Raw genomic sequence first — 12,261 nt, 5'->3', positions numbered from 1 at the left:
GCTCTCTTCCGGCATTGTGACGTGCGCCTTTTTAAATGAGACGACATAAATCCATCTGCAATTCTTCTTTTCGGATGTGGCCTTCATGGATTTTCAAACGAGCATTCTCGGGCGCATGAGCGGTTTTCTCTATCGCTGCCGCGCCGATGAAAACTACACGATGCTTGAGATGACCAACGGCATCGAGCGCATCTTCGGTTATCCGGCCGACGAGATCATCGGCAACCGTACGCGGACATTCACCTCGATCATGTACGAGGAAGACGTGCCTCTCATGGACGAGATCGTCGGACGGGCGCTGGAGAGGCGCACGGACTGGACGATGGAATACCGCATCCGTCACGCCATGGGCCATCTCATCTGGGTCACCGAGACCGGCGGCGGTATCTGGGACGAAAAGGGTGAGCTTCTCTATCTCGAAGGCAGCATCATCAACATCGAATCGCTCTATCAGCGAATCGATGAGCAGACCGCCGACATGCGCGTCACCGCCTCGAAGACCAATGAGATCCTGCAATCGCTGCGTTACCTGAAGCTGCTCGCCGTCAATGCCGGCATCGAGGCGGCCCGCGCCGGCACGGCCGGATCGGGCTTTGCTGTGCTTGCCGCCGAGATGCGCACGCTTGCCAACTCCTCGGAAGAGGCCGCACGCGCCATTTCCAACGCACAACGCAAGGCGGAAGGCTGAGCTTTTCCCAGGCAGCGGAGACTTTGCGGCTCACGTTCAAAGCCGCATTATTAACCGTTCGGTGCCTCCGCAGATTGCAACGCTTTTCCAATGACTTGCGGTAATCCCGCGCTTGAAGAATCTCAAGTGATTGTGGGTGAAATTAAGCCTGCGTTAACTTTTTGTTAACCATAGCAGCGGTAGACATGGTCAACGATTTCTTCACATAGATGACCAAAGTGCTAACAGACGCTCGCTCTATCCGCATCAAGGGCCGCTCATTCCTCGCGGTCATGCTGTCTCCGCATCTTCCGATCGATGATTGGTTGATCAGGCTGGACGATCTGGCCGCGCGTTCGGCCGGCTTCTTCCTGGGACGGCCTGTCGTGCTCGATCTGACGGACCTGCAAATCGACCGGCCGCAGCTGAAGGATCTGATCGCCGAACTTGCCAAGCGCAATGTCAGCATCATGGGCATCGAGGGCGCCCGGCCTTCGATCCTCGGCTCCGGCATGCCGCCGGCACTCAAAGGCGGTCGTTCGGTTTCCGATATCGAGGTTCAGGCAAAGGAGCCCGCCGATCCGCCCGGCAAACCGGCGGTGGCGGAGAGCCGCCCGGCCATGCAATCGATCGTCATCAGGGAGCCGGTGCGCTCGGGGCAATCGGTGATCTTTCCGGAAGGCGATGTCACCGTCATCGGATCGGTCGCCTCGGGTGCCGAGGTCATCGCCGGCGGGTCCGTCCATATCTACGGCGCCTTGCGTGGCCGAGCCATGGCGGGTTCCATCGGAAACGCATCGGCGCGGATCTTTTGCCGCAAGCTCGAGGCCGAGCTGGTTGCAATCGACGGCATCTACAAAATGGCGGAAGACATGGCCCCCAATCTTCGCGGACAGGCTGTTCAGCTCTGGCTCGAAGACGACGCGATCATGGCAGAGAAACTGATCTGACGACAGCGCCGCGCGTCTCTTCGAGAGCCGCGAAGGACGCGTTAACACTTTGAATTACTGGGGCCACGGCAAAGGAGAGACAATGATGGGGAAAGTGATCGTCGTCACGTCAGGCAAGGGTGGGGTTGGCAAGACGACCTCGACCGCCGCATTGGGAGCGGCGCTGGCGCAACGCAATGAAAAAGTCGTCGTCGTCGATTTCGACGTCGGCTTACGCAATCTCGACCTCGTGATGGGCGCCGAACGCAGGGTCGTCTACGACCTGATCAATGTCATCCAGGGCGATGCCAAGCTTACCCAGGCGCTGATCCGCGACAAGCGGCTGGAAACGCTGTTCCTGCTGCCGGCCTCGCAGACGCGCGACAAGGACAATCTGACGGCCGAGGGTGTCGAGCGCGTCATCAACGACCTGAAGCGCTATTTCGACTGGATCATCTGCGACAGCCCCGCCGGGATCGAGCGCGGCGCAACGCTCGCCATGCGCCACGCCGACGTTGCCGTGGTCGTCACCAATCCCGAGGTCTCGTCGGTGCGCGATTCGGATCGCATCATCGGCCTGCTGGATGCCAAGACCGCCAAGGCCGAGCGCGGCGAGCGGATGGAAAAGCACCTTTTGCTGACCCGCTACGACGCCAACCGCGCCGAACGCGGCGACATGCTCAAGGTCGACGACGTCCTGGAGATCCTGTCCATCCCGCTGCTCGGCATCATACCCGAAAGCATGGATGTGCTGCGGGCATCCAATATTGGTGCGCCGGTCACGCTGGCAGACAGCCGCAGCGCGGCTGCCATGGCCTATTTCGACGCCGCTCGCCGGCTCGCCGGTGAAGTCGTGCCGATCGCCATCCCAGAGGAAAAGCGGAATATATTCGGCAAGATCTTTGGACGGAGGGCGGCATGAATATTTTCCGTCTTTTCAATAAGCAGAGAACCGCCCCGGCGGCCCGCGAACGGCTGCAGGTCCTTCTCGCCCATGAACGTTCCTCGGCGGGGTCGGACCTGGTCTCCCTGCTGCGCGAGGAAATCCTTGCAGTGATCGCAAAGCATGTGCAGCTCGACCACGACAAGGTGCAGGTGACGATCGATCGCAACGAATACGTTTCAACGCTCGAAATCGACGTCGAAATCCCGCTGAATGCGGCCGTGCAGGCCGCTTGAAAGAGAGCGCTGCCTGTTGCGAAAACAGGCGGCGCTGACGATCAGGACTTCCTGGCTTTACGATTGGCGTAACGCAGGTCGCGTTCGGCCTTTCGGGCAGCTTCGTCGGCAATTACGCGAGCGATCCGGTCTTTGTCAGCCGCTTCGCGGGCGTCGGCATCGGCGCGTGCTGCGGCCTCGGCGGCAGCCTGACGTTCGGCCTCGGCCGCCTGAGCCCGCTCCAGCTCCTCGAGCTTGGCACGTTCTCGCTGAGCGCGACGTTCTTCCCTGGCCGCGGCAATAGCTTGACGCTCCGCCTGCTTTGCCAGCCTTGTCGGTTCGGCTGAATCCTTGGCGCTACGATACGCATTGAGGAGAGCTGCCTTGGCTTCGGCAGCGGCGCTGCGGCGATCGGAAAGCTCGTTGTTTCTGGCGTTTTTCAAATCTGTTTCCTGACTGTTGGATTTCGACCTTAGACCATGATGCCGAAAAGTATGCGCGGTTTTCGGACGACATCATGCTCTAACTCTTTAATCTAGAACAGGATTCAGAGTTTAGGCCGATCCGGCCTAAATCATCCTGTTCTAGGGCGCCGCGCGTCTTCAGACGCGCAAAGGACGCTGCAATACGTTGAACTGCCGCATCATTTTATCCTGAAATCGAATCCGATTTAAGGAATTATGCGGCAAGGTCAGATTTTCTTTTTCCGCTTCGCGGCAGGCGCAGTCGTCGCTGTCAAGCGATCCTGCAATTCCTTGGCCTCACGGGCCTCGCGTAACCGCAAGGTTTTTTCCTCGCGAGCCCGCACTGTCGAGTCGATCTCTTCGACCGCGCGGCTTCGCTCCAAGAACTGCGATTGCACGTTTCCGAAGGCAATCTCCGCCTGCTTGCGTGATTTGCTGTGTGTCTCTGTCATATTCATCCCGGATTTTATTACAAGCGCCACGCGTCTCTCAGAAGCGCAAAAGACGCTGTAACGCTTTGAATTCCTGCATAATTCCTTAAATCGATTCCGCGTTTAAGGAATTACGCAGCAGCCCGCTGGCCGACTCAGCAAAAAGGCCAGGCAACGTGCCTGACCTCAATAATATCATGCTTTCGACAGTGCCGGTACATCCGCGGTCAAAGGGAAGCAGATTTCAGTTTAAGCAGCTTGGAGATTGCAAGCGGACATTTTGCCCGACTTGTTATCGCGCTCAAGCTCGTAGCCGATCTTCTGGCCTTCGACGATTTCACGCATTCCAGCGCGTTCGACGGCAGAGATGTGGACGAAGGCGTCAGCGCCGCCATCGTCAGGCTGAATGAAGCCGAAGCCCTTGGTGGAATTGAACCATTTAACTGTGCCAGTGGTCATAACAAACCCTTTCATAACAATTGAACGACCGCACGTGCGGAAGCACGACGGATGATGATCTCGATTTTGAAGAGGGAAGTTCGTCCAGGGCACGTTGCCAGCGTGCGATAACAAAAGTCAAACAAGCAATATCGACAATCGAGATATAGTCATTCAATCCAAATTTGTCAACTTTTAGTTTTTTAGGGTCGCACACTCAATATGAGGTTGCATCTCAGTCGGTTTGCATGCCGCCGCTAAAACGTGCGCTTCAGCAACAGCGCAAGAAGCCGATCAACGTCCTCGCCCTCAAAAGCAGGCATTACGAGCGCGGCCGCGTTTTCTGCGGATCGTAATGCGAAAGGGGCACGACCGTCGCCGGCAGGCGCTTCTGGTGGCCGTCGAGCTTGCCGATTTCGACCTCGGTGCCGGGGCTTGCATGCATCACGTCGATGCGGGCGAGTGCAATCGTCTTGCCGAGGATCGGCGAGCGCGTGGCGCTGGTGATAACGCCCACTTGGGCGCGACCAATATGGATACAATCGCCATGGCCGACGGCCTCGTTGGCCTTGATGTCGAGGCCAACGAGCAAATGGCGCGGATGCTCCTTGCGCCGGATCAGCGCCTCGCGGCCGATGAAATCGTCCTGTTTGGATTTCAGCGGCACCGTGAAGCCGATCCCGGCCTCGAACGGGTCCGTCTGGTCGGTGAATTCGTGATGGGCGAAGATCAGGCCCGCCTCGATGCGGACCATGTCGAGCGCCTCCAGCCCCATCGGCTTCAACCCATGCGGCTGCCCGGCCTCCCAGACGGCGTCGAACACGGTCAGCGCATCCTTCGGATGGCAGAAGATCTCGTAGCCGAGCTCGCCGGTGTAACCGGTGCGCGAGACGACGATCGGGGTACCCTCGAAGCCGCCGATGCGGCCGACGGTGAAGCGGAACCATTCGAGCTCGCCGATATCAGGCTGGCGCGGCGCCGTCCAGATGATTTCCTTGAGGATATCGCGGCTCTTCGGACCCTGCAGGGCGATATTGTGCATCTGATCTGTCGAGGAGCGGACCCAGGCCTTGAAGCCCTTTTTCTCGGCCTGCTGGCGCAGCCATATGCCGCTGAAATCATCGCCGCCGATCCAGCGGAAGTTCTTGTCGCCAAGCCGGAAGAGGGTGCCGTCATCGATCATGCCACCGTTTTCGTAGCACATGGCGGAATAGACGACCTGGCCGGTCGACAGTTTGCGCACGTCGCGCGTTAGGCAATATTGCAGCAGCTCCTCGGCATCCGGCCCCGTCACCTCGAACTTCCGCAAGGGCGAGAGGTCGATGACGGCGGCGCGCTCTCGGCAGGCCCAATATTCCTCAACCGGCCCTTCGCTTGAAAAGCGGTTCGGCAGCCAGTAGCCGCGATATTCGGCGTAGTCCCGCGTCAATGCGGAGAGGCGGGGATGGAAGGCGGTTTCGCGCGTCAGTTCGGCGTCGGCATCTGGGGTCATGCGATAGGCTACCGCTCGTGAGAATTTCTCTTTTCCGGAAAAGGTGCGGACGTGGATATCCGTCGGATCCCAGCCGTTCGCCGCATCGATATCGTCAGGGCAGGACGAGGAGACGCATACGAGATCGGTCAGCGCCCGCATCAGCACGTAATCGCCGGGACGCGACCAGGGCTCGTCGAGATAGAGCTGGTTATTGTGGTCGATATTGGTGTTGTAGAAATAGTTCAGCGCTTCCCAGCCCTTGCGGCCGGCAATGCCGTAGGGCGCCAACGCAGCGTTGAAATTATCCGTGCAGTTGACGTGGCCGGGATAACCCATGTCGTCGTAATAGCGCGAATTGCAGGCGGTCGCGAAAGCGTCATGGCGCCCGACCGTATCCTGGACGATTTCGACCAGCGGCTCGAAGTCGCGGTCGAAGGCCTTGGAGGGGAGACCCGGTGTCGGATAGCTGCGGCCGAGCAACGTGCGGGTGACGGTGGAATCAAGCGCAAGATCAAGGCCCTTGTCGACCTTGCGGGCGGCGAAGGCCTGGAAATCGGTGCACTGGCGCCCATAGACGTCGATGATCTGGATGAATTCGCCGGCGCGCACGAAATAGGCCGTGGCGGTCGCCGCCCGGATGCGGATATCCTCGACGGGATCGGCAACCGGCTCCGGTAGGGCGGCGGCATAGTCGCGGATCAGCTGGCTGCGCTTGATCCTGATCTCGATCGGCGTCGCCGTATCCTGTGCCTCCGGCGACATGGAGCTGGCGGGTACCGCGACGATCAGCAGACCCTTCATGGCAATCGTGAAATCCGCCTGGCTGCCTGGGGTCGATCCTACCCCGAAAATGCGGAGCGCCGCGGCCGAAGCCAGATCGGCGCCGCGCCGCTGAAGTGCTGCACGCGTGCGGGCAGCACTCTCATCCTCTGCCTGAAGAATGGCCTTCAAACCTTCAGCTGAATTGCTGAAAGCCGTTCCGAGACCAGCCGCCAGGAAACGTCCTTTTTCGTCGAGAAAAGAGATCTCGCAGACCTGCCCGCCCTCGCTGTCAATAACGCTGACGCGGTCGCCCGGCTCGACGCGCATGACGACCGATCCGCCCCCCTTTGCCCGGTAGCGCTCGGTTCCTTCCGGCAGGGCGGGAATGCCGGGATAATGCACGAGGCTCGCAGTCGCCGGGCGCAGGCCGCTCATAGCAGGATGAAGTTCTCGCATGCTGCCCTCATGGGGATCGGGCATGCCCTCGGGCACGCCAACACAGGTTACAAAATAGGTGGAGAAAGTAAAGTGATGTTGACTAAAAAGAAAATATCTTCACTATGCATAAAGAGTTCAGACTCGGGAATCCGTCGGGAACACGGACCGCAAAAATCATCCGGGCGGACTTGAGACAGTGAGGGAGACACGTTCAGGGAGACGTACAAAAGATACGTCCGGAACAGATATAATGGGGAATTTCAACGATGACAGACGCTGTGGAGGCCGGGATTTCGTCCGGCACCGAAGGTAAGCTTATACGCGCCCTCGATTGGAAGGGCGCATTCTGGGTGGCTGCGGGCGTGCCGCCGCTCGTCCTATTCTCTATCGGCGGCATCGCAGGCACGACGGGCAAGCTCGCCTTCGTCGTCTGGATCATCTCGATGGTGATGGGTTTCCTGCAATCCTTCACCTATGCCGAAATCGCCGGCATGTTCGCCAACAAATCCGGCGGCGCCTCGGTCTATGGCGCCACCGCCTGGCTTCGTTATTCGAAATTCATCGCGCCGCTCTCCGTCTGGTGCAACTGGTTTGCCTGGTCGCCGGTGCTATCGCTCGGCTGCGCCATCGCCGCCGGATACATCCTCAACGCATTCTACCCGATTCCCGCGGCGGATTCGCAGATGGTCCTTGACTGGATCTCAGCGCATGCCGCTTCCATCACGGCCGACAGCCCCCGCGTCGCCGAATATATCGCGGCCCATGCCGGCACCACGCCGGATGACGCCGTCAAGGCATTGCTCGGCACCGACGGCGTCGCCGCCCTGACGCCGGCGATCCGCAGCTGGTCGCTTTTGAGCTTCAATATTCCCTTCCTTGCCACCGCCAATATCAACGCCACCTTCTTCATCGGCGGCATCCTGATGCTGATCATCTTCGCGATCCAGCATCGCGGCATTTCGGAAACGGCAAGCGTGCAGAAATGGCTGGCAATCATCGTGCTGGTGCCGCTGCTCATCATCGGCCTTTACCCGATCGTCAGCGGCCAGATCCTTGCCACCAACGTCACCGGTCTCGTGCCGCCGACAGCCGCCTATGCCGCTACCGACGGCACCTGGAGCAATGGCGGCTGGACGCTCTTCCTCGGCGGTCTCTATATCGCCGCCTGGTCGACCTACGGCTTCGAGACGGCGGTCTGCTACACCCGCGAACTCAAGAACCCGAAGACCGACACCTTCAAGGCGATCTTTTATTCCGGCCTTGCCTGCTGCCTGTTCTTCTTCCTCGTGCCCTTCGCCTTCCAGGGCGTTCTCGGCCATGCAGGCATGCTGGCCCCCGGCATCGTCGACGGCACCGGCGTTGCCGAAGCGCTCGGCGGCCTGATCGGCGCCGGCAGGGTCATCACCCAGTTGCTCGTCGTACTGATGATCATGGCGCTCTTCCTCGCCATCATGACGGCGATGGCCGGCTCTTCGCGCACGCTCTACCAGGGCTCGAAGGATGGCTGGCTGCCGAAATACCTCGACCACGTCAACGAGCACGGCGCGCCGACCAGGGCGATGTGGACCGATTTCGCCTTCAATCTCTTCCTGCTGGCGATCGCCTCGGATGTCGGCGGCTATTTCTTCGTGCTCGCCGTCTCGAATGTCGGCTACATCATCTTCAACTTCCTGAACCTCAATTCCGGCTGGATCCACCGGATGGATTCCGGCCATATCGAACGCCCCTGGAAGGCGCCGACCTGGCTGATCGGCCTCAACACCGTGCTGGCCTTCGTCAATGCGCTGTTCCTCGGTGCGGGTGCCAAGGTCTGGGGTTATTCCAATGCGCTCTGGGTCGGCTTCATCTTCGCCGCCCTGATCCTGCCGGTCTTCGCCTATCGCCATTATGTGCGCGACGGCGGCAAGTTCCCGGCCGGCGCGATGGAGGATCTCGGCCTGGTCGGCCAGGACCTCGGCGTCAAGAAAGCCGGCATGCTGCCCTATCTCGCACTCGCCGGCGGCCTGGCGATCGTCCTGATCGCCAACGTCATCTTCCAGCTTCCGGCCTAAAATCGCCTCCCAAGCAGACAGGCCGAAAAGCCGCCATGGAAACATGGCGGCTTTTTCATGGACGGTCGGCGGCGTCAGGCGGCCGAAGCCCTGGCGGCCTTGATGGTGGCCGCGTCGACATAGAGGCCGAAGCCGACATCGATACGGTTCCACCCGCTGATGATGTTGATCATCACGGTGAGCTTGACCTGCTCCTCCTCCGTGAACTGGGCCTTGAGGGTTTCGTAAGCGGTCGCATGCTCCCGTCCCTCGGAAGGTCCAGCCGAGCGCAGCGCGTTCGCGGTCGGTACGGCAGGGCGCCTCCCCGCAGAGCGTGGCTCGGTACTGAGCCCGCGGAAAACTATAGAATGGCCCTGGCTCGGCTCGCAGATCTGGTCTCGGAAGGACATCTTCAGACGCCGGTCGATGACGTCCTGCCATGATCTCAGCCGGACGCCGCCGTCGCTCGTCCTTGTCGGGCAGGCGGTCGATGGCAAAATTGTCGTGGAAATCGCTTGAAGGCTGGGACAGTCTGTAGAAAGACTATCGAATGACGCGGATGAAGCAGGATACAGGGCGCATTCGAATCTGGCGTAACGACGCGGTAGCCGGAGTGGAATTGCTGCGCGCTTCGGGAACGCAGCATCGCTTTCCGAAACACTTCCACGACACCTACGCCATCCATCTCCACGAACGCGGAACGATGGCGTTCCAATATGGTCAGCCGCAGGTAGCCCTGAAGCCAGGCAACATAAACGTCCTTGCACCCGGTGTCGTTCACATGTGCTTGCTGACCGACGAAGAAGCGTTGAACTACCGCTGCCTGTTCGTATCGCCTGCGTTTTTACAATATGCGGTGCTCGATCCTGGGGCGACACGCCTTCCGTTGTTCGAGTGGTTGTTATGCCTTGGAGACATCAAGCTTTTTCAGAGCCTTGGCAGTGCTCATCGATACCTCGAAACTGACGATGACGCATTTGAAGCCGAGACGCTGCTGACAACTGGTCTTGCGGCGCTGGCCGCTTACTCCGGGGAGCGGCACACAAGGATCGAAGCAGGGAGAGAACCGCGGCACATCACGACCATTCGTGAATTTCTCGACGCCAAATACGACAGGCGCATTGCCCTTGCCGACCTTGCTCGGTTGGTGGGGCTGAACCCAGTGTACCTCGTGCGATCCTTCCGCTCGTTCGTCGGGCTGCCGCCGCATGCCTATCAGAGGCAATTGCGACTGAGCCGGGCGCGGCAGTTGCTTCGATCGGGCATGCCGCCGGCCGACGTAGCCGAGATGGTCGGCTTTGCCGACCAGAGCCATCTCTCCCGGCTGTTCAAGCAGACGACGGGCGTGACGCCCGCCGACTATGCGAAAGGTTTATAGCGTTCAAGACAGCGGTGCTTCCACCTGTGCATGCTGTCCACTCTTGCGCAGCGTTTCGCGGGGGTAGCCACGGGCTGGTTCCAGCGACATTCCTGCGAGGCGATGGGAAAACAGGAGCAGGGCGATTATCATGCCAACCCTCAGCAATATCTGGTTGTTTATCGGCGCTTCCTTGGCCCTGCTTTTGATTCCAGGGCCGGCGGTTCTCTATATCTTTGCCCGCTCGGTTGAGCAGGGCCGCCTCGCCGGCTTTGTGTCGATTCTCGGCATTCATGCTGCGACCCTGGTCCATGTGATCGTCGCGGGGTTGGGCCTGTCAGCGGTCCTAGCTTCGTCGGCTTTAGCGTTCAGCGCCGTCAAATATGCGGGCGCGGCATATCTGATGTGGCTTGGGTTCAAGAAGATTTTCGGCCGAAACGAACTTCCCGACACCGACACCGGCTTGAAACCCTTCGGCTATGCACGCCTTCTCCGCGACGGATTCGTCGTCAATCTCTTCAATCCCAAGACCGCGCTCTTCTTTCTTGCTTTCCTGCCCCAGTTCGTCGCGGTAGATCGGGGTCACGCAGCGATGCAGATCGCCTTCCTGGGTCTGATCTACACCTGCCTCGGCATCATAACCGACGGCAGCTACGCGTTCGCCGCCGGTATCGCGGGCAACTGGTTGAGGCGCAATCGCCGTTATCTCACGTTCGAACGTTATGTCAGCGGGGGCCTGTTGATCGGCCTCGGGCTGACGGCCGCCTTTGCGGGAAACCGAGGCAACAGTCGGTAGTGGTGCGGACCCTTTTCAGACGAGGATCTGCTGCCGGTCGGTCCTCCTAGACCCGGCCATCCTGTCCGCCTCAGCAAGAAGCGGACAGGCTTCGTTCAATGGCAGCCGTAAGGCTCAGCGGCCGCCCTCGATCTTGCGGTGGCGCTGGTTGATGCCGCCTTTGCCGTAGGGATAGTCGAAAGGCTGGGGCGCACTCACCTCGTTCAACCGCGCCATGTCGTCGTCGGAGAGTTTGAGCTTCATGGCGCCCAAATTGTCGGCGAGCTGTTCCGGCGTGCGGGCGCCGAGGATCACGGACGTGATCGCCGGCTGCGCTGCCGTCCAGGCGAGCGCCACCTGCGCCATGCTGACGCCATGCGCCTTGGCGATCTCCTCGACGACAGCGATGATTGCCCAGGTTCTCTCCAGCGCATTGCGTGGCGCATAGGATTCGCCGCCGCGATTGGGGTTTTCGCCGAGGCGGGTGGCGCCCGTCGGCATCTCGTCGCGCTTGTACTTGCCGGTCAGCCAGCCGCCGCCGAGCGGTGACCACGGCAACAGACCCATGCCGGCGTCCTGGCAGGCCGCGACGATCTCGAGTTCGATGTCGCGCACCAGCAGGTTATATTGCGGCTGCAGCGTCACCGGGCGGGTATAGCCGCGCGCCTTGGCGATCTCCGAGGCCTTGGCGATGTGCCAGCCGACATAATTGGAGAAGCCGTAATAGCCGATCTTGCCGGAGGTAACCGCATCGTCGAGGAAACGCAACGTTTCCTCGATCGGCGTCAGCGCGTCCCAGGCATGCATCTGGTAAAGGTCGATCTGCTCGAGGCCGAGGCGGCGGAGCGAATCGTCGAGAGCCTGGCCAAGATGCCGGCGCGACAGGCCGATATCGTTGGGTCCGTTGCCCATCGGAAAACGCCCCTTGGTGGCGACGATCGCCTGGCGGGCCTCGGTCGGGCGCGCCTTCAGCCAGCGTCCGATGATCTCTTCCGACTTGCCGGCGCTATAGACATCGGCGGTATCGATGAAATTGCCGCCCCAGGCGAAATAATCGTCGAGCAGCTTGTGCGAGGCGGCCTCATCGGCCTCCGCGCCGAACGTCATGGTGCCGAGGCAATAGGCGGTGACGACGGTCCCGCTCGGACCGAGCTTGCGATAATCCATTTCTTCCTCCTCATGCGGATACCCGCAGCCGACGTGCAAACGTCGGGGTAGAAGCCGGGGCTCCTGCAATCAATGACAATGACAATATTGTGCTTGAGGCGGCCGCTTGCCGCCGGATGACGTACAGCGCCCTGAGCTGATAACGCAGGGGCAAGCGGAGCATAACCAATC

Annotated in this window: 12 protein-coding genes and 1 pseudogene; 7 read left to right on the top strand and 6 right to left on the bottom strand. The window is 60.4% G+C overall.

Features of this window, described 5'->3' with window-relative positions:
* Positions 1-85: 85 nt before the first annotated feature.
* The 4 genes from OIU37_RS28145 to minE all read left to right on the top strand — a co-directional run bounded on the left by OIU37_RS28145 (position 86) and on the right by minE (position 2,775).
* Positions 86-688: a PAS domain-containing protein gene (locus OIU37_RS28145; RefSeq protein ID WP_319004763.1), complete on the top strand. Its 603-nt coding sequence runs from the start codon at positions 86-88 to the stop codon at positions 686-688.
* 209 nt (positions 689-897) lie between these two features.
* Entirely contained in the window at positions 898-1,617 is a 720-nt protein-coding gene (minC, locus tag OIU37_RS28140; RefSeq protein WP_264259323.1) for a septum site-determining protein MinC, read from the top strand.
* 85 nt (positions 1,618-1,702) lie between these two features.
* Positions 1,703-2,518, top strand: a complete 816-nt coding sequence (gene minD / locus OIU37_RS28135) for a septum site-determining protein MinD (RefSeq protein WP_025397600.1) — start codon at positions 1,703-1,705, stop codon at positions 2,516-2,518.
* Positions 2,515-2,775 (top strand): cell division topological specificity factor MinE, encoded by a 261-nt coding sequence (gene minE / locus OIU37_RS28130; protein ID WP_003574994.1) that lies wholly within the window; start codon positions 2,515-2,517, stop codon positions 2,773-2,775. Before minD ends, minE begins: the two co-directional genes overlap by 4 nt.
* Positions 2,776-2,816: 41 nt before the next feature.
* Here minE and OIU37_RS28125 read toward each other — a convergent pair whose 3' ends face one another.
* The 4 genes from OIU37_RS28125 to OIU37_RS28110 all read right to left on the bottom strand — a co-directional run bounded on the left by OIU37_RS28125 (position 2,817) and on the right by OIU37_RS28110 (position 6,779).
* Entirely contained in the window at positions 2,817-3,197 is a 381-nt protein-coding gene (locus OIU37_RS28125) for a DUF6481 family protein (protein WP_171604888.1), read from the bottom strand.
* 248 nt (positions 3,198-3,445) lie between these two features.
* A complete protein-coding gene (locus tag OIU37_RS28120; RefSeq protein WP_027687567.1) occupies positions 3,446-3,670 on the bottom strand; it encodes a hypothetical protein in 225 nt (74 codons plus the stop codon).
* 228 nt (positions 3,671-3,898) lie between these two features.
* A complete protein-coding gene (locus OIU37_RS28115; RefSeq protein WP_003548109.1) occupies positions 3,899-4,108 on the bottom strand; it encodes a cold-shock protein in 210 nt (69 codons plus the stop codon).
* Positions 4,109-4,409: 301 nt separating this feature from the next.
* Positions 4,410-6,779: a DUF1989 domain-containing protein gene (locus OIU37_RS28110; protein WP_264259322.1), complete on the bottom strand. Its 2,370-nt coding sequence runs from the start codon at positions 6,777-6,779 to the stop codon at positions 4,410-4,412.
* A 248-nt stretch (positions 6,780-7,027) separates the two neighbouring features.
* Between OIU37_RS28110 and OIU37_RS28105 the strand changes: the two genes are divergently transcribed.
* Positions 7,028-8,812 carry an APC family permease gene (locus tag OIU37_RS28105; protein WP_264259321.1) on the top strand — a complete coding sequence of 595 codons (1,785 nt, stop codon included), beginning with the start codon at positions 7,028-7,030 and terminating at the stop codon, positions 8,810-8,812.
* Positions 8,813-8,886: 74 nt separating this feature from the next.
* On the opposite strand, the pseudogene OIU37_RS28100 reads toward OIU37_RS28105, so the two are convergent.
* Positions 8,887-9,115: pseudogene (locus OIU37_RS28100) on the bottom strand (carboxymuconolactone decarboxylase family protein); the annotation flags it as partial.
* Positions 9,116-9,341: 226 nt separating this feature from the next.
* Here OIU37_RS28100 and OIU37_RS28095 point away from each other — a divergent pair.
* The gene (locus OIU37_RS28095; protein WP_319004762.1) at positions 9,342-10,169 is read left to right on the top strand and encodes an AraC family transcriptional regulator; all 828 of its coding nucleotides are present in this window, start codon (positions 9,342-9,344) and stop codon (positions 10,167-10,169) included.
* Positions 10,170-10,299: 130 nt separating this feature from the next.
* Positions 10,300-10,944, top strand: coding sequence for a LysE family translocator (locus tag OIU37_RS28090; protein ID WP_264259319.1), 645 nt, complete (start codon positions 10,300-10,302; stop codon positions 10,942-10,944).
* Between the two features lie 114 nt (positions 10,945-11,058).
* On the opposite strand, the gene OIU37_RS28085 is transcribed toward OIU37_RS28090, so the two are convergent.
* Entirely contained in the window at positions 11,059-12,090 is a 1,032-nt protein-coding gene (locus OIU37_RS28085; protein WP_180696780.1) for an aldo/keto reductase, read from the bottom strand.
* Between the last annotated feature and the right edge of the window lie 171 nt (positions 12,091-12,261).

Source organism: Rhizobium sp. BT-226, from assembly GCF_025847085.2.
Taxonomy (GTDB): Bacteria; Pseudomonadota; Alphaproteobacteria; order Rhizobiales; family Rhizobiaceae; genus Rhizobium; species Rhizobium sophorae.
Note: the sequence above shows the minus strand (reverse complement) of the source record. Positions and strands in the feature narration are given on the sequence as shown.

Bases quoted from the DNA above. Each gene is read 5' to 3' on its own strand.
- OIU37_RS28145 (WP_319004763.1), top strand. From the start codon at position 86: ATGGATTTTCAAACGAGCATTCTCGGGCGCATGAGCGGTTTTCTCTAT.
- minC (WP_264259323.1), top strand. From the start codon at position 898: ATGACCAAAGTGCTAACAGACGCTCGCTCTATCCGCATCAAGGGCCGC.
- minD (WP_025397600.1), top strand. From the start codon at position 1,703: ATGGGGAAAGTGATCGTCGTCACGTCAGGCAAGGGTGGGGTTGGCAAG.
- minE (WP_003574994.1), top strand. From the start codon at position 2,515: ATGAATATTTTCCGTCTTTTCAATAAGCAGAGAACCGCCCCGGCGGCC.
- OIU37_RS28120 (WP_027687567.1), bottom strand. From the start codon at position 3,670: ATGACAGAGACACACAGCAAATCACGCAAGCAGGCGGAGATTGCCTTC.
- OIU37_RS28115 (WP_003548109.1), bottom strand. From the start codon at position 4,108: ATGACCACTGGCACAGTTAAATGGTTCAATTCCACCAAGGGCTTCGGC.
- OIU37_RS28110 (WP_264259322.1), bottom strand. From the start codon at position 6,779: ATGCGAGAACTTCATCCTGCTATGAGCGGCCTGCGCCCGGCGACTGCG.
- OIU37_RS28105 (WP_264259321.1), top strand. From the start codon at position 7,028: ATGACAGACGCTGTGGAGGCCGGGATTTCGTCCGGCACCGAAGGTAAG.
- OIU37_RS28095 (WP_319004762.1), top strand. From the start codon at position 9,342: ATGACGCGGATGAAGCAGGATACAGGGCGCATTCGAATCTGGCGTAAC.
- OIU37_RS28090 (WP_264259319.1), top strand. From the start codon at position 10,300: ATGCCAACCCTCAGCAATATCTGGTTGTTTATCGGCGCTTCCTTGGCC.
- OIU37_RS28085 (WP_180696780.1), bottom strand. From the start codon at position 12,090: ATGGATTATCGCAAGCTCGGTCCGAGCGGGACCGTCGTCACCGCCTAT.